This window comes from Acinetobacter sp. PC34, from assembly GCF_051789135.1.
Classification (GTDB): domain Bacteria; phylum Pseudomonadota; class Gammaproteobacteria; order Pseudomonadales; family Moraxellaceae; genus Acinetobacter; species Acinetobacter johnsonii.
This window is the reverse complement of record NZ_CP196664.1, coordinates 20,605-37,282: the sequence shown is the minus strand read 5'-3', so window position 1 is coordinate 37,282 and position 16,678 is coordinate 20,605. Positions and strand designations below refer to the sequence as shown.

12 protein-coding genes, 2 tRNA genes, 3 rRNA genes and 1 pseudogene are annotated in these 16,678 nt (G+C 42.5%); 2 read left to right on the top strand and 16 right to left on the bottom strand.

Annotated features, from left to right (window positions below; genetic code table 11):
* Positions 1 to 41: 41 nt before the first annotated feature.
* The 15 genes and pseudogenes from ACSC9N_RS00175 to ACSC9N_RS00105 form a co-directional block, all read right to left on the bottom strand.
* Positions 42 to 170: a hypothetical protein gene (locus ACSC9N_RS00175; protein WP_017396977.1), complete on the bottom strand. Its 129-nt coding sequence runs from the start codon at positions 168 to 170 to the stop codon at positions 42 to 44.
* A gap of 6 nt (positions 171 to 176) precedes the next feature.
* A complete protein-coding gene (locus ACSC9N_RS00170; protein ID WP_004691877.1) occupies positions 177 to 593 on the bottom strand; it encodes a hypothetical protein in 417 nt (138 codons plus the stop codon).
* Positions 593 to 775 (bottom strand): annotated as a pseudogene (locus ACSC9N_RS00165) (hypothetical protein); the annotation flags it as partial. The gene ACSC9N_RS00170 and the pseudogene ACSC9N_RS00165, both read right to left, overlap by 1 nt.
* On the bottom strand, positions 766 to 1,101 hold the full coding sequence (locus ACSC9N_RS00160; protein ID WP_439036095.1) for a hypothetical protein: 336 nt from the start codon (positions 1,099 to 1,101) through the stop codon (positions 766 to 768). The gene ACSC9N_RS00160 and the pseudogene ACSC9N_RS00165, both read right to left, overlap by 10 nt.
* Before the next feature lie 484 nt (positions 1,102 to 1,585).
* A complete protein-coding gene (locus ACSC9N_RS00155) occupies positions 1,586 to 1,729 on the bottom strand; it encodes a methionine/alanine import family NSS transporter small subunit (RefSeq protein WP_004691882.1) in 144 nt (47 codons plus the stop codon).
* A 9-nt stretch (positions 1,730 to 1,738) separates the two neighbouring features.
* The gene (locus ACSC9N_RS00150; RefSeq protein WP_004691884.1) at positions 1,739 to 3,217 is read right to left on the bottom strand and encodes a sodium-dependent transporter; all 1,479 of its coding nucleotides are present in this window, start codon (positions 3,215 to 3,217) and stop codon (positions 1,739 to 1,741) included.
* 964 nt (positions 3,218 to 4,181) lie between these two features.
* The gene (locus tag ACSC9N_RS00145) at positions 4,182 to 4,742 is read right to left on the bottom strand and encodes a DUF4256 domain-containing protein (protein WP_395475258.1); all 561 of its coding nucleotides are present in this window, start codon (positions 4,740 to 4,742) and stop codon (positions 4,182 to 4,184) included.
* Between the two features lie 144 nt (positions 4,743 to 4,886).
* Positions 4,887 to 6,245 carry an MFS transporter gene (locus ACSC9N_RS00140; protein WP_004691886.1) on the bottom strand — a complete coding sequence of 453 codons (1,359 nt, stop codon included), beginning with the start codon at positions 6,243 to 6,245 and terminating at the stop codon, positions 4,887 to 4,889.
* Positions 6,246 to 6,612: 367 nt separating this feature from the next.
* A 5S ribosomal RNA gene (rrf, locus tag ACSC9N_RS00135) occupies positions 6,613 to 6,727 on the bottom strand.
* A 170-nt stretch (positions 6,728 to 6,897) separates the two neighbouring features.
* Positions 6,898 to 9,791 (bottom strand): 23S ribosomal RNA (locus tag ACSC9N_RS00130).
* Positions 9,792 to 10,211: 420 nt separating this feature from the next.
* A tRNA-Ala gene (locus ACSC9N_RS00125) sits at positions 10,212 to 10,287 on the bottom strand.
* 68 nt (positions 10,288 to 10,355) lie between these two features.
* Positions 10,356 to 10,432: transfer RNA gene (locus ACSC9N_RS00120), tRNA-Ile, on the bottom strand.
* Positions 10,433 to 10,493: 61 nt separating this feature from the next.
* Positions 10,494 to 12,031 (bottom strand): 16S ribosomal RNA (locus ACSC9N_RS00115).
* The 16S, 23S and 5S rRNA genes sit together here with 2 tRNA genes alongside, the layout of an rRNA operon.
* Before the next feature lie 427 nt (positions 12,032 to 12,458).
* The gene (locus tag ACSC9N_RS00110; protein WP_058951463.1) at positions 12,459 to 13,028 is read right to left on the bottom strand and encodes a peptidylprolyl isomerase; all 570 of its coding nucleotides are present in this window, start codon (positions 13,026 to 13,028) and stop codon (positions 12,459 to 12,461) included.
* A 72-nt stretch (positions 13,029 to 13,100) separates the two neighbouring features.
* Complete coding sequence (locus ACSC9N_RS00105; protein ID WP_058951462.1) at positions 13,101 to 14,159, bottom strand: RNA-guided endonuclease InsQ/TnpB family protein; 1,059 nt, start codon at positions 14,157 to 14,159, stop codon at positions 13,101 to 13,103.
* 20 nt (positions 14,160 to 14,179) lie between these two features.
* Here ACSC9N_RS00105 and tnpA point away from each other — a divergent pair, with 20 nt between their 5' ends.
* Both tnpA and ACSC9N_RS00095 read left to right on the top strand, forming a co-directional pair.
* Entirely contained in the window at positions 14,180 to 14,593 is a 414-nt protein-coding gene (gene tnpA / locus ACSC9N_RS00100; RefSeq protein ID WP_005402021.1) for an IS200/IS605 family transposase, read from the top strand.
* A gap of 100 nt (positions 14,594 to 14,693) precedes the next feature.
* Positions 14,694 to 15,362, top strand: coding sequence for an acetoacetate decarboxylase family protein (locus ACSC9N_RS00095; RefSeq protein WP_005401739.1), 669 nt, complete (start codon positions 14,694 to 14,696; stop codon positions 15,360 to 15,362).
* 47 nt (positions 15,363 to 15,409) lie between these two features.
* Here ACSC9N_RS00095 and ACSC9N_RS00090 read toward each other — a convergent pair whose 3' ends face one another.
* Entirely contained in the window at positions 15,410 to 16,483 is a 1,074-nt protein-coding gene (locus ACSC9N_RS00090; protein WP_058951461.1) for an alpha/beta hydrolase, read from the bottom strand.
* Positions 16,484 to 16,678: the final 195 nt, after the last annotated feature.

The window sequence follows — 16,678 nt, the reverse complement described above, 5'->3', positions numbered from 1 at the left end:
TGCAGTTACTGCAATTTTTCTAAAAAGTGAACTGCTTTAAGTTAAAGTGTGCCACGGTTTTCAGATAAATATGTGGCTTGATCCATCAACCGTTCTGCAGAAGCAAAAATCTCACGCGAATGATGCCAACCTAATTCACGGTACTCAGCAGCCGCCCAAACCAAATTCACTTCAGCCTATGCAAGTTCTTTATAAGCACACTGAAATCCAGTCTGTGTTTTTATGGTTGTGGCACGCGTCCATAAATCGCGGCGCATCAGTTGGGAAAACGGTAGCATTGGTGTTTCTATACTTAACGTTGCACGCTGATCTGCATATACAATGTCTAAGACCTGCTGATAGATCAGATCAATATTTTGACGCTTCGCTTTTTCACTATATTCATGGTCAGCATAACTCAGCCATGTTCGTGCTTTTTCTAACTGGTACTTGTCTCGTACGTCCATCGCTTGCTCAATTGCAGTGTGCAATTGCTCATGCACCTGCTGCTGCGAAACTGGATAATTTGAGCTGACAGGGACCTCTGCAGCATGCGCCACCACAGTACCCAAAGCTAGAAGCCACAACACATGTTTAGCATGGTGTTTCAACATTATTTAGGCTCCAAGGCTTTATTGACTGAAGGCTTATTTTTGTTAAATAAGTTTTCGTCAAATTTGAAGCGGAAACGGAAATATGCTCCATCCATCGTTGTATCACTATCAATCAGATCTTTATCTTGATAGCCCACAAAGTTATATCCACCTGAAACCCAAAGGTTCGACGCTAGTAGATGAGGTCTAAACTACTGAGCTGATTAAAAGACACATTGGTCGAGATACTGCCCACAAGCAGAACTGCTAAAGATTGACCCGCATTGAGCTCAATTGATCCCACCAATAAGTCTTCGGTATTATCTGGTAAACCATTTTTATCGCGGTCTGCATAGACCTTCACATTACTTAAATCAAAATTATCAGTGCTACTTTGTACTAGACCCAATGTATATCGATCAGCAGTATTACCTGTATTGGTTAACACATGTGGCAGATTTACCGCCCCACCAACCACACCATATTGGTTTTGATTTTGTACTAAAGTCAGTGAGTACGTTTTTTGCACTTCCAATGCCACGGGATTGGAATTGACCAATAAAACATTCCCCATCTCATCGGTATAGTCCCCAGATGCAACGTTAGAAATATAGCTTCCCGGTTGTGGAAATGCATGTGCTTCTAATGAAAAAAAATAAAAACGACAGAGCAGAAAATTTCTTTTTGTTAATTTTCATATGAATTAGCCAGCAAAAATACAAACTGTGTCACAACTCTATACTATTTTGTATCATAGTTGTTATTGTGATTGCATATTTATTAGATAAAATTTGTACAGCATACTTTTTGTGCTTTCTGGTCGTTTAAATTCTTATTTATTTCGAGCCAAATGGACGTGAACAATAAGCTCCAAATCAACTCATCAAAAAAAGCTTATCTAAGCTGCCAACTCACTTTACCTCCATAGAAAAAAATAACGCCCAATGAAGCTCATCGGGCGTTATTTTAAATAGGTAAATACCTATTTTCAGGGTTAAATTTTATATCAGGTATTACAACGTATGCTGGTCTTTCACTTCTTCAAGAACATCATCGAGCTCTTCTGGATTTTTCATCAAGTGGAGAATAGACAACACAAGTCCTCCCCAAACAAACAACATCGAAATCACCATCATTACGATTGCTGAAGTATTCATTTTTTTCTCCTAGCGATCTTTAACTTTACTGAGTACGATTGCGACGACGGCACAGAAAATCACACTGCCCCAACCAAATAGCCCTTGCAGACTCATGCTATAAGTATCGTAACCATTTTTCACCAAATTAAATAACGTCATACTCAACGTCGTTAATAACACGAGTGAAGTAATCACGGTCAAGGTAAATGCCCAACCCTTACCGAGTTGAATGGTAGAAATACGGTTTACGTGATCACGCAGCTCAATCAATGCTGAACGCTTAAACCAAGTAATACAAAGAATAGAAACAAGCGCGCCACCCACAATGCCAATGTTATTGATAAAGTGATCCACGATATCTACCAATTTAATCGCATTCACACTTGAGAATAAGATCACTGAAACCAGTGCACTACCACCACCGATAATGGTAACTGCTTTTTTACGGCTCCATTTTAACTTATCCTGCATCGCTGCAATTGGCACTTCCAAGATACTAACCATAGAAGAAATACCGGCAACAAATAATGATGAGAAGAACAATAGACCGAATAAATCAGCACCTGCACCAAGACTTGAAATGATTTTCGGGAAAGCAATAAATGCCAAACCGATACCACCACTCACCACATCTTGAACTTCTTTGCCTGCGGCATGCGCCATAAAGCCTAATGCAGCAAAAATACCAATACCCGCCAAGATTTCAGTTGAAGCATTGGCAAAACCAACGATTAAACCTGAGCCTGTCAAATTGGTCTTTGGCTTTAAGTAAGATGCATAAGTCACCATGATCCCGAAACCCACAGAAAGCGAGAAGAAGGTATGACCATACGCCGCCAGCCACACTTTATAGTCCATCATCGCAGACCAGTTTGGCGTAAAGAATGCATTTAAGCCTTCTGCGGCACCTGGTAAACGAAGTGATTGCACTACTAAAATGGTAAATAAAACGAACAATAAAGGCATGAAAATCTTATTCGATAATTCAACACCTTTTTTAACCCCGCCAAACAGAATAATTAAGGTCAGCGCCCAAATTCCTACGATTGGCCAAAATAAATGGCTTACAAACTGTAAATCGAAACCTGTTGCTTTCGAAGTTTGTAAGTAGGTATTAAAGAAGAAACTTTCAGGGTCACTGCCCCAAGTCTGACCAATCGAGAAGTAAACATAGCTACCCGCCCACGTCAGTACGCTGGCATAGTACAAACCAATGATGATACACACACAGACTTGCCACCAACCCAGCGTTTCACCGCCTTTAAACAAAGCCCGATAGGCTTTAGGTGGTGACCCCGAACTACGATGTCCCGTTGCATAATCTAAAAATAACAGTGGTAAACCAGCGGTAATTAAAGCCAATAAATAAGGAATAAGAAAGGCGCCGCCACCATTTTCATAAGCAACATAAGGGAAACGCCAAATATTACCTAAACCTACAGCCGAACCTACAGCTGCAATAATAAAACCAGATCGTGATGTCCAGTTTTCACGAGTTCCTGACATAAAACACCTAAACCTAGGTCCCTTTTAATTGCTTTTTATTTGGTTATCTCGCAACAAAAAAGAACCATTTAATATTAATCTTGAGTGTTTGATTTAGCTTCGACCTTTTGGGTGCAAGGTTCTAAATGACAAACAGAGGAGTTTTCACAAAACCTTGGTTAAAGTGTGTCGATTAAACTTCCCTTTTATATGGTTCAACAATACTCACTTTTATAAAAATATTCTGTAATTTCTGCTTCAAATATTCCATTTTTATAATGTGTGCTGATTCAACCGTTCAATTAATCAGCTTATTTATTGTACAAAATTAGTTATAAATTAACAAAATTTTTGGAATGATTTATTGCGCCTATTTTCTTGCATAAAATTTGAAGATCCTGTATCGATACTCAACCTACTGAAAAAATCAATGTAAATAACGCTAAAGCTATCAATCTCCTGCATAAAAACATTACTTTTCACATTTTTATTCAAATATTCACTCCATCTAGAAAGATTGATCATCTTTCTGATGAACATCACATGCATGCATACAACTTTTTAATATTGTTCTGTATTTATCGCGCAGTCGTATTTAAAACTGCGCGATACCAGTGATGCTCTATATTTAAAAGAGAAACCACCAAAGCCAGTCATTGCGTAGAACATCATCAGTTTCACTAGATCAATCCAGCATTCATCAGACTATTTAAAAGATGCTGATCTAAAGCACTAAGCAAAAATTATAAGCCATTCACTTTTGTCAGCTTAGGCTTACAAATAGCGTGGTTAAAATGCTGTATGAACAACAGCCATCGCCATGTATATTTAAATCATCAGGAAACAGGACGTTTCCCAAACTTAAAACAACAATAATCAGTTTGAGCATCAGGATGTGAGATATGACAGAAGTTGTATCTAAACACTGAAATACAAAGAAACCTCGACAGGATGTCGGGGTTTCTTTTTATCTATATTTCCACAGTTAAAGCTGAATATAAGTCCGAAATCCTCGACTCGCATAGTACGAAGCAGCGCCATTATGATAGGTAAACGTACGACCATAGCGCTGATCACAAAAAATTGCCCCGCCTTGCTGACGTAATTCAGCTAGAGTCTCAACCCAACTGGATGTTTTCAAGTCAAAATTAAAGATCTGCTGTAAAAGATAATACTGTTGTTCCGTCACTAAGCTTAAGCCATACGCCTGTACCCAATCGAGCACTGTATTTTCAGGCGGATGATCCTTGAGACTCAATAGTGCCTCTCGGTCATAACACATGCTCCGTCGCCCCTTCGGTGACTCAATCGAACAATCAAAAAAATACACATCTTGTGTATTCGGTAAAACCACGACATCAGGCTCACCTCTACTCATTTCCATTTGTTGTAAGGCGTATAATTTTTCCGGAGACTGCAAAAGTTTTTCTCGGACAAATGCCCAACTAATTTGCATATGACGTTCAGTGTACTGCTGAAAACGCTGTTCTAGGATGTTGAATAAACGTTCACTTTGCTCAGGTTCGAGTTTTTTCTGCTGCTTAATCATTGTTATTGTACTGCCCTATTTAAAGCTGCCTTTAGCATAGCACTCTCCTTCAAACACGATCAAATACCATCCAACGGTACATCTATTTTGAAAAAAATAAAGGCCCTCACAACGAGAGCCTTTTATTTATTTAAGATTTAACTAAGAAGATGCTTTGATTGAACTTGAAACTTTCACCTGAGTTTTAACTGCTTCTTCAGCACTATTTAAACGGATAAAAGAAACTGCTATCGCAGCAAGTACCGCAGGAATTGCCACAGCAATAAAATTCAACTTATGTGGTAATTCCATGCCCAACAATACACCAATGACAATTGGACCCACGATTGCACCTACACGGCCAATTCCTGATGCCCAACCCAACCCAGTTGAACGAACAGCCAATGGATAATATTGCGCCACATAGCTATATAGTAAAATACTACAACCGATTGAAGCAGCTCCTGCAAGTGCAACCAATAAATAAATTACAGGTTGTGGTGAATTAAAGCCTAAACCCACCAATGCAAATGCCCCGACAGTCAACATGCTAATAATGACAGGTTTCAAGTGGAAACGATCCGCAAGCACACCACCACCAGCAGTGCCAATCACCGCACCAATGTTCAAGGAAAGGAGGAACATTAAACTGCTGCCCATCGAATAACCCGCAGCCATCATCAGTTTTGGTAACCAGCTTCCTAGGGCATAAACCATCAATAAGCACATGAAGAAGCAGCACCAAAATAAAACTGTACCCATACCACGGCCATTTTTAAACAAGGCAGCGACAGATGCATCAGGGACTTTAGCTTCGTTCAGCACTAGAACAGTATCTGAAGTTACAGTCTCTTCAGGGACCAGACGTTGAATAATGCTACGAGCCTTTTCTGTTTGCTGGTCTTTCACTAAAAAAGTGACTGATTCAGGTAAGAATTTCCATAAAATCGGAATAAACAGTAATGGAATACCCGCAATGAAAAACATGATCTTCCAGCCAAAGGTTGGCGTAAACGCAACACCTAGTAGCGCTGCCATAATCCCACCCATTGCATAGCCACTAAACATCGCGGTCACCAAAGTACTACGAAACTTCTGCGGCGCATATTCCGAAGTTAAAGCGACCAAGTTCGGTAATACACCACCAATTCCAAGACCTGCGATAAAGCGTAAAATACCAAATTCAGTCGGGTTTGATGCAAAGCCACCCGCAAAAGTGAACCCACTGAACAACGTAACACAGATAATAATGACTTTTTTACGGCCAATTTTATCGGCCAGCATCCCAAATAGCATTGCACCAAACATCATACCTGCTAGGGCAGTACTGGCTAGCATTCCCGCTTGAACAGCCGTCATACCCCACTCTTTCATTAAAAGCGGTAAAGCCACACCGTTAATTGCTAAATCATAACCATCAAACAAGACGACGAATAAGCACCACAAAACAACCGTTAAATGAAAAGGCTTAAACTTAGCCTGATCGATTACAGCATTTACATTCATTGTTGTCGCTGTCATTTTTCCCTCACCTCCAATTGTGAGCTTTATTATAAAAAGTGAATCCAAATTCACTTTTAAATAAAATGAATCATAATTCAGTTTTTGTCTATAAATAAAACAATTGAAACAGCTTTTTTTGGAAAAACTAGACTAAAGTTGTATAAAAATGACGCAAAATAATTTGCACTTCATCGAATTCTTTGATAAATAGTAGATGTTTCACATAATTTTAAATTATATAAATGTATTTTTGTATAATTTAGCGTGTATTCTCCGCTCTAATTCTCTTCTTACCCACTTAATAATTCTTTATTTAAATTATTGAATATATGTTGCATAAAAAAATCCCCCTCTGCTTTAAGCGGAGGGGGATTTAGAATTAATGAGCTGGCGATGACTTACTCTCACATGGATAACTCCACACTACCATCAGCGCTAAGAGGTTTCACTTCTGAGTTCGGGAAGGGATCAGGTGGTTCACTCTTGCTATTGTCGCCAGCACAACTGTTTATGACTATTCGTTGGGTCTTATTTACACATTGTGTATGCCTAACTTTCATCAAATGAGTTATTAACAGGTATATTTGAGTTGGATATTTTATCTAGCTTTATAACTAAATCAAGTTGTTTGCAGTGATTTGAACCACAACACCAACTGTTTGGGTGTTGTATAGTCAAGCCTCACGAGCAATTAGTATTGGTCAGCTTCACATATCACTATGCTTCCACATCCAACCTATCAACGTCGTAGTCTTCAACGGCTCTTTAGAGGACATAAAGTCCTAGGGAAATCTTATCTTGAGGTAGGCTTCCCGCTTAGATGCTTTCAGCGGTTATCCCTTCCGAACATAGCTACCCGGCGATGCGACTGGCGTCACAACCGGTACACCAGAGGTTCGTCCACTCTGGTCCTCTCGTACTAGGAGCAGATCCTCTCAAATTTCCAACGCCCACGGTAGATAGGGACCGAACTGTCTCACGACGTTCTAAACCCAGCTCGCGTACCTCTTTAAATGGCGAACAGCCATACCCTTGGGACCTGCTTCAGCCCCAGGATGAGATGAGCCGACATCGAGGTGCCAAACACCGCCGTCGATATGAACTCTTGGGCGGTATCAGCCTGTTATCCCCAGAGTACCTTTTATCCGTTGAGCGATGGCCCTTCCATACAGAACCACCGGATCACTAAGACCTACTTTCGTACCTGCTCGACTTGTGGGTCTCGCAGTTAAGCGCGCTTTTGCCTTTATACTCTACGCGTGATTTCCGACCACGCTGAGCGCACCTTCGTACTCCTCCGTTACTCTTTAGGAGGAGACCGCCCCAGTCAAACTACCCACCAGACATGGTCCTCGTCCCGGATAACGGGACAGAGTTAGAACCTCAATATTACCAGGGTGGTATTTCAAGATTGGCTCCACCGAAACTAGCGTCTCGGTTTCAAAGCCTCCCACCTATCCTACACAAGTAAGATCAAAGTTCAATGTCAAGCTGCAGTAAAGGTTCACGGGGTCTTTCCGTCTAGCCGCGGGTACACCGCATCTTCACGGCGAATTCGATTTCACTGAGTCTCTGCTGGAGACAGCGCCCCCATCATTATGCCATTCGTGCAGGTCGGAACTTACCCGACAAGGAATTTCGCTACCTTAGGACCGTTATAGTTACGGCCGCCGTTTACTGGGGCTTCGATCAAGAGCTTCGCTTACGCTAACCCCATCAATTAACCTTCCAGCACCGGGCAGGCATCACACCCTATACGTCCACTTTCGTGTTTGCAGAGTGCTATGTTTTTAATAAACAGTTGCAGGGGCCTGGTTTCTGTGGCTGCCAATAGCTCAAGGAGTAAATCCTATCACCGTCGGCAGCGTACCTTCTCCCGAAGTTACGGTACCATTTTGCCTAGTTCCTTCAGCAGAGTTCTCTCAAGCGCTTTGGTCTACTCGACCTGACCACCTGTGTCGGTTTCGGGTACGATTCCTATGTAACTGAAGCTTAGAGACTTTTCCTGGAAGCATGGTATCAGCCACTTCACTGTACAAGTACAGCTTGCTATCAGTTCTCAGCATAGAGTACCCCGGATTTGCCTAAGATACATGCCTACAACCTTCCACCTGGACAACCAACGCCAGGCTGACTTAACCTTCTCCGTCCTCTCATCGCATTACATAGAAGTATTGGAATATTAACCAATTTCCCATCGACTACGCCTCTCGGCCTCGCCTTAGGGGTCGACTCACCCAGCCCCGATTAACGTTGGACTGGAACCCTTGGTCTTTCAGCGTGCGAGTTTTTCACTCGCATTGTCGTTACTCACGTCAGCATTCGCACTTCTGATACCTCCAGCATACTTCTCAATACACCTTCATCGGCTTACAGAACGCTCCCCTACCACTTGCAATAAATTGCAAATCCGCAGCTTCGGCATATAGTTTTAGCCCCGTTACATCTTCCGCGCAGGCCGACTCGACTAGTGAGCTATTACGCTTTCTTTAAAGGGTGGCTGCTTCTAAGCCAACCTCCTAGCTGTCTATGCCTTCCCACATCGTTTCCCACTTAACTATAATTTTGGGGCCTTAGCTGGCGGTCTGGATTGTTTTCCTCTTGACTACGGACGTTAGCACCCGCAGTCTGTCTCCCGGATAGTACTCATTGGTATTCGGAGTTTGCATCGGTTTGGTAAGTCGGGATGACCCCCTAGCCGAAACAGTGCTCTACCCCCAATGGTATTCGTCCGAGGCGCTACCTAAATAGCTTTCGGGGAGAACCAGCTATCACCGAGTTTGATTAGCCTTTCACCCCTATCCACAAGTCATCCCCTGGCTTTTCAACGACAGTGGGTTCGGTCCTCCAGTTAGTGTTACCCAACCTTCAACCTGCTCATGGATAGATCACCCGGTTTCGGGTCTACACCCAGCAACTAAACGCCCTATTAAGACTCGATTTCTCTACGGCTCCCCTATGCGGTTAACCTTGCTACTGAATGTAAGTCGCTGACCCATTATACAAAAGGTACGCAGTCACCGAACAAGTCGGCTCCCACTGCTTGTATGCATGCGGTTTCAGGATCTATTTCACTCCCCTCACAGGGGTTCTTTTCGCCTTTCCCTCACGGTACTGGTTCACTATCGGTCAGTCAGGAGTATTTAGCCTTGGAGGATGGTCCCCCCATATTCAGACAAGGTTTCACGTGCCCCGCCCTACTCGACATCATCATATAAGCCCTTTCGTGTACAGGACTATCACCCACTATGGTTGCACTTCCCAGAGCATTCCACTAGAACTTATATGACTTAATGGGCTTTTCCCCGTTCGCTCGCCGCTACTGAGGGAATCTCAATTGATTTCTTTTCCTAAGGGTACTGAGATGTTTCACTTCCCCTCGTTCGCCTCGTATGACTATGTATTCATCATACGATACCTGCCTTATGACAGGTGGGTTTCCCCATTCAGAAATCTCCGGATCACAGGATATTTGCCGCCTCCCCGGAGCTTATCGCAGGCTATTACGTCTTTCATCGCCTCTGACTGCCAAGGCATCCACCACATGCACTTAATTACTTGACTATACAACCCCAAACAGTCGTTAATCCCTACAAGTAGGATTAAGACAGTCTATGATGATTTCTCATCACTTCCTTACAGTTTGTTGTTCTGTGCACTTAAACACTGTACAGCTTCAATTCAATTCACATACCAAAACGCTTGATTCAGTTAATTTCGCTAGTAACTCATTTCTTCAATCTTCATCAATCAGTAATAAATCACTGTTAATGTCAATCTTAAAAACGAGTATGAACAAATTATTTCAACTCAAATATATTCTGTTAATGATTTTTCCAGCCTTCGTCAGGTCAGGAAACTGTGATAAATCACAGAAGTTAATAAGCTTCAACTTACTAAATTCTATAATCCAACCTATCTGCGCGAAGCATAGCTTCTTGCTTAAATTTCAAGGAAAAACATTGTTTTTCTATTCTTGAAATTTGGTGGAGACTAGGAGAGTCGAACTCCTGACCTCCTGCGTGCAAAGCAGGCGCTCTACCAACTAAGCTAAGTCCCCAGCTTATCAATAAGTCAATGTCTCTGTTTTTCTGTATTCAGCATTTAATAATGCTTGTTAGTCAGATTTGGTGGGTCTGACAAGACTTGAACTTGTGACCCCACGCTTATCAAGCGTGTGCTCTAACCAACTGAGCTACAGACCCTCAGATACATCGTCATGAAGAACAACTTGTTGTGGATTCTTACCAATCGTCAATCTTTCGTTAAGGAGGTGATCCAGCCGCAGGTTCCCCTACGGCTACCTTGTTACGACTTCACCCCAGTCATCGGCCACACCGTGGTAAGCGTCCTCCTTGCGGTTAGACTACCTACTTCTGGTGCAACAAATTCCCATGGTGTGACGGGCGGTGTGTACAAGGCCCGGGAACGTATTCACCGCGGCATTCTGATCCGCGATTACTAGCGATTCCGACTTCATGGAGTCGAGTTGCAGACTCCAATCCGGACTACGATCGGCTTTTTGAGATTAGCATCCTATCGCTAGGTAGCAACCCTTTGTACCGACCATTGTAGCACGTGTGTAGCCCTGGTCGTAAGGGCCATGATGACTTGACGTCGTCCCCGCCTTCCTCCAGTTTGTCACTGGCAGTATCCTTAAAGTTCCCGGCTTAACCCGCTGGCAAATAAGGAAAAGGGTTGCGCTCGTTGCGGGACTTAACCCAACATCTCACGACACGAGCTGACGACAGCCATGCAGCACCTGTATGTAAGTTCCCGAAGGCACCAATCCATCTCTGGAAAGTTCTTACTATGTCAAGACCAGGTAAGGTTCTTCGCGTTGCATCGAATTAAACCACATGCTCCACCGCTTGTGCGGGCCCCCGTCAATTCATTTGAGTTTTAGTCTTGCGACCGTACTCCCCAGGCGGTCTACTTATCGCGTTAGCTGCGCCACTAAAGCCTCAAAGGCCCCAACGGCTAGTAGACATCGTTTACGGCATGGACTACCAGGGTATCTAATCCTGTTTGCTCCCCATGCTTTCGTACCTCAGCGTCAGTATTAGGCCAGATGGCTGCCTTCGCCATCGGTATTCCTCCAGATCTCTACGCATTTCACCGCTACACCTGGAATTCTACCATCCTCTCCCATACTCTAGCTTCCCAGTATCGAATGCAATTCCTAAGTTAAGCTCAGGGATTTCACATCCGACTTAAGAAGCCGCCTACGCACGCTTTACGCCCAGTAAATCCGATTAACGCTCGCACCCTCTGTATTACCGCGGCTGCTGGCACAGAGTTAGCCGGTGCTTATTCTGCGAGTAACGTCCACTATCCTAGAGTATTAATCTAAGTAGCCTCCTCCTCGCTTAAAGTGCTTTACAACCAAAAGGCCTTCTTCACACACGCGGCATGGCTGGATCAGGCTTTCGCCCATTGTCCAATATTCCCCACTGCTGCCTCCCGTAGGAGTCTGGGCCGTGTCTCAGTCCCAGTGTGGCGGATCATCCTCTCAGACCCGCTACAGATCGTCGCCTTGGTAGGCCTTTACCCCACCAACTAGCTAATCTGACTTAGGCTCATCTATTAGCGCAAGGTCCGAAGATCCCCTGCTTTCCCCCGTAGGGCGTATGCGGTATTAGCATTCCTTTCGGAATGTTGTCCCCCACTAATAGGCAGATTCCTAAGCATTACTCACCCGTCCGCCGCTAGGTCAGGTAGCAAGCTACCCTTCCCCGCTCGACTTGCATGTGTTAAGCCTGCCGCCAGCGTTCAATCTGAGCCATGATCAAACTCTTCAGTTAAAAATCATTAGTAGCTTATGGCTACAAATCTTGGCTCATCAATTTTCTGACAAATATTTCTCAAATAAACTTCGAGTAATTTTTACCATCAATCAATGAAATATTTTCGATCGATCAATCAGTAAAAATCCACACAAGTTGTTCTTCATAATCTCTTAATGATCTTCCTAACACCTCGTCAGTGCTAGAAGCTGGACTCAATATACTTAACAACTCAGCACTTCGTGCTTCGTTCGTTTCCGTCTATCTCGTCGGTATGGGGTGCATTCTAGAGGATTTCTAAAGCTTTGCAAGTGCTTTTAACTGGTTGTTTTATCGGATGTTGTATTTTTATGCACTAAAAAGGTTCAAAAACACACAACCACACACCTAACCCAATAATTTTAAAGCAGAAATATAGATTTAATATTTCTGCTATCTTTTTTCATTACTTTTGCACTGCTGCTGCTTTAATATTCACACTGAGAATTTTAACAGGTTGTTTCGGTACATCTTGATGTGGCCCTGCACGTCCTGTCGGTACTTTAGTGATCTTATCCACCACATCCATACCTTTAGTGACCTGACCAAAAACCGCATAACCTGCGTTATTGGTACTTCTATCTAGAAAGTTATTATCCACCACATTAATAAAGAACTGACTGGTTGCAGAATGCGGTAGGTTGGTTCGTGCCATCGCCAAAGTGCCACGTTTATTCGATAGACCATTACTTGATTCATTTTGAATGGCTGGTCGTGTTGGTTTTTCTATCAGGTCAGCAGTCATGCCCCCACCTTGCACCATAAAACCCGGAATGACGCGATGAAAGATCGTGCCGTTATAAAACTTAGCTTTCGTATAGTCTTCAAAGTTTTTTGCTGAGATTGGTGCTTTATCATTAAACAGTTCAATTTCGATGTTGCCCATTGATGTTTTCATTTCAACAATCGTGTTATTTGCCATGACCGCCATACTCATACATGTAGCCGCCACTGCAACTAAACTCTTCTTTAACATTTCGTTACTCACAGCATTCAGATGTTATTAGATTTCGGTATATTAATCGTTCAGTTTGACATCCTCCGCGACCTAAAGGACGGGGATTCCTACTGCTAGACGCTCATGTCCGAGCGCAAGAATATTCAGTGCGGAATTTATATCCCTATCATGGAATGTACCACATTCCATGCACTGCCATTCTCTTATTCCAAGTCCCGTTCTACCTTTCGGACTACTACAGCGTGAGCCACAGCTCGAACAAGTTTGGGTGGTATAGGCTTCATTGACTTCTTTATACCATACACTTGCGTTCTCGCATTTATACTTGAGCATGGTTCTAAGTGTTGTCCAACTTGCATCTAATACAGACTTCGCTAGTTTAGTCCGTGCTAATGCCTTTGCATTCACATTACCAACGAAGATGGCTGCATGTTTATTCACCAATTTATGACTGAATTGATGTAGCGTATTTTGACGTATGTTTCTAATCTTGGCATGAATCGCTTTAACACGCTTTTTATTTCTAGCACGTTGAGCAATGCCAAGTTTTTGTTCGTATTGCCGATAGATTTGAGGGGCTTTGAGCTTTACGCCATCTGAACAGGTTGCAAGGTCTTTTAAGCCCAAATCTATACCGATTGAGGTATTACCCTTTGATTTAACTTGTTTTGTCTTATCAACAACTAAACAAACATACCAACGTCCACGACTGTCTTCTACAAATGAGCCTGTTTTGACGTTGTATTTTGATAGTCCATAGCTATCCCATAGCTTGAATTGATGCTTGCCATACTGCACGTAGCCATCAGCATATTTGATTGCAACCTTTTTGAAGGGTATCCAACCCAAAGAACGTCTTGCAGACTTCTTATTACTCACCCGCCATTTTAGCTTTGCTTTTTTAAACTGCTTTCTTCGAGTAACCAATTCTTCTGTTATCGCTTGAACAGTTTGACTATGCAGATTGCATTCTTTAGATGTGCCTTTCGTGTATTTAGCAATATCGTAAGCTGAAAGAAATTCACCTTTTCTTTTTAGATGTTTAAATCCTAAATCATTCACATAATTCCAAACAAAATTTACTTCCAATGCGAGTTGGTCTAGTACCTTGTAATGTTTGTCTTTTATGCGTAATTTAAGTGTTTTCATGATTAAAATATATTTGGTCTATGAGCAATAGTCAAGAGATTAGAACAGGTCGCCACTGTGTTTTTAATATGCATGTACATTTAGTCTTTGTGGCTAAATACCGTAGAGATGTTTTTACCAAAGCAATGCTTGAAACAATGCGTGAAGTGTTTGAGCGTATCTGCTTAGACTTTGAAGCCGAGTTGGTAGAGTTTGATGGTGAACACGATCATGTTCATTTGCTTGTGAATTATCCACCTAAAATAGCAATTTCTAGCTTAGTGAATAGTTTAAAGGGTGCTTCAAGTCGCATTGTAAGAACCAAACACCCTGAAATTAAAAACAAGCTATGGGGCAGTGCTTTGTGGTCGCCTAGTTACTTCGCTGCTTCATGTGGCGGTGCGCCAATTGGAATTGTTAAACAATATATTCAACAACAGCAAACACCGCATTAATGGCTTACGCCACTCGCTTATATCCTCGGGCTAAACCCCGAGGTTTTACGCTCCAATGGATAAATAAAACACTACTTCTTCTAAGAAAACGAGAATAACGATGAATGAAGCTTTAGCCCTGTCTCAATTGAGTCAATTTCCACCTTGGCATTTACAAGGTGAAGCCTTTATTTTGAATTATTGGATCAGTCCGCAATTTATCCGACAATATAAAGCGTTTCGTATCGCCCCGTCCCCGATTGGTCGTGTGGTTCAAGTCATGTTGGTGCGTTATCATCAATCCCCTGTTGGACCTTATGATGAACTGCTTTTGCTCGACCACCCTTTACTGAGCAAACGGCGATTAAGCTCGATTCCTAAAATTTATGTGTCTACACAGATTTCAGTTGAACATGGTCAACAACTTTGGGGCATTCCGAAAGAGTTCGCTCAGTTTGACTGGCATACGCAGCACGAAACAACACAATGTCAACTCAGCACTCAAGACCAAACCCTGTGTTTAACACTCACCCAATGCAAAAAGGCACGTCCGTTTTATATTAATAGTCATCACATTCCACGTTCCATGCTCAAAATACAACAAGCATGGCAAGGTCAACGCTATGAGTTTTCTCCACAGTTTCGCGCAAAGCTAATAAAACTGAAAAAATTTGAATGGCAAAACCATACCACCCTCTTCCCAGACTTTGGCCAAGCCAAGGCTCTACAAAGTTTTTATGTCCCGAGTTTTCAGCTCGTTTTTCCAGAAGCCAAAATCCGCCCTAAATAAAAAAAGAATGTTCCACGTGAAACATTCTTTTTAAAATCCATGCTTTTTTATTTGGCATTCTTATCCCAAAATTTTCTAAAATTCTTTGCCATTTCTATGGTAATTTTTTTTGCCCGACGAGAAATGATGGTGAAGTTCACAAACCCATGGGGTTGATCTAGATAATTCTGATAATAAACCTTATTGCTCTGCTGCTTTAATTTGATGGCATAAATTTCACCTTCATCATGCAATAAATCATGACCTGCGGTGATGACAAAAGCGGGTGCGACACTTTTTAATACACCATAAGTCGGCGAAACAATAGGATCATCCAGTGCTACCTGATGTTGTTCAGCATACAACGACGTCACTCTATCGACATCTTGCCCCGTTAAGGTCAGTCCATCTTTATAAGCAAAGAACGATGGATGGCGACTTTTGAAATCGACCACGGGGTAAATTAACAGTTGTGCACTTGGCGCATAAGCTTTTGCAGCAGTTCGCTGCGCCACCACGGCACTGATATTACCACCGGCACTATCGCCAGCCACCGCAATTCGATTCTTCAAAATTTTGAACTGACGACGGTTTTGATAGACCCAAGCCAAAGCATCTTCACAAGATTGAATTAATAAATTCGGGCCAACTTCTGGCGCCAAAGGATAATCAATACTGAGCACCTGCACTTTGGCATGGATCGCCAGTAAGCGACAGACTTCATCATGACTGTCGAGACTGCCGACCACGAAGCCGCCGCCATGATAAAACACCAGCATCGGAAGTTTCTTATTCGGTGCAGGATGATAATGCCGCGCAAACACAGTTCCACTTTGTAAAGGTAGACGTAAATCCTCCACTTGTTTTACCGTGCTGGGTTTGGCGGTCAACATTTGAATTTGATGATCAAACAATTTACGCGAACGGTGGTAGTCTTCAAAAATAAAGCCTGATTTGCCTTGCTTATATTGAGCTGCCATTAAGCATTTGATAAAGGGGTCCAGTTGTTCAAACTGGTGAGGATAACCCAGCGCTTTAACCAAGCCTTCTTGTGCTACTGTCGGTAAGCGATCAATTACTCGTGCCGCACTGCCTTGGCCTTGTTCCATCCATTGTTGTAAAGTTTGATTCAACACGCCCATGTCAATAATATCCTTTTATCGTTCTTCATATTCTCTACATGATCAGCACTTATGTGACCATTCTCTTATATAAGTCTTCACATCAAGATACATAGCAATACGCCCTATACGCTAATCTTCTTTTAAGAGCTTGTCATTGACAATTTTTATGCCGATTTAGGAGTGTTTTGCTACTCCGTTTTTATGAAGGAGACC

What these genes read in the sequence shown, in the direction of transcription:
- ACSC9N_RS00155 (WP_004691882.1), bottom strand. Translation starts at nt 1,729, where the DNA reads ATGAATACTTCAGCAATCGTAATGATGGTGATTTCGATGTTGTTTGTT.
- ACSC9N_RS00095 (WP_005401739.1), top strand. Translation starts at nt 14,694, where the DNA reads ATGAATGAAGCTTTAGCCCTGTCTCAATTGAGTCAATTTCCACCTTGG.
- ACSC9N_RS00140 (WP_004691886.1), bottom strand. Translation starts at nt 6,245, where the DNA reads ATGACAGCGACAACAATGAATGTAAATGCTGTAATCGATCAGGCTAAG.
- ACSC9N_RS00150 (WP_004691884.1), bottom strand. Translation starts at nt 3,217, where the DNA reads ATGTCAGGAACTCGTGAAAACTGGACATCACGATCTGGTTTTATTATT.
- ACSC9N_RS00110 (WP_058951463.1), bottom strand. Translation starts at nt 13,028, where the DNA reads ATGTTAAAGAAGAGTTTAGTTGCAGTGGCGGCTACATGTATGAGTATG.
- ACSC9N_RS00090 (WP_058951461.1), bottom strand. Translation starts at nt 16,483, where the DNA reads ATGGGCGTGTTGAATCAAACTTTACAACAATGGATGGAACAAGGCCAA.
- ACSC9N_RS00170 (WP_004691877.1), bottom strand. Translation starts at nt 593, where the DNA reads ATGTTGAAACACCATGCTAAACATGTGTTGTGGCTTCTAGCTTTGGGT.
- ACSC9N_RS00105 (WP_058951462.1), bottom strand. Translation starts at nt 14,159, where the DNA reads ATGAAAACACTTAAATTACGCATAAAAGACAAACATTACAAGGTACTA.
- tnpA (WP_005402021.1), top strand. Translation starts at nt 14,180, where the DNA reads ATGAGCAATAGTCAAGAGATTAGAACAGGTCGCCACTGTGTTTTTAAT.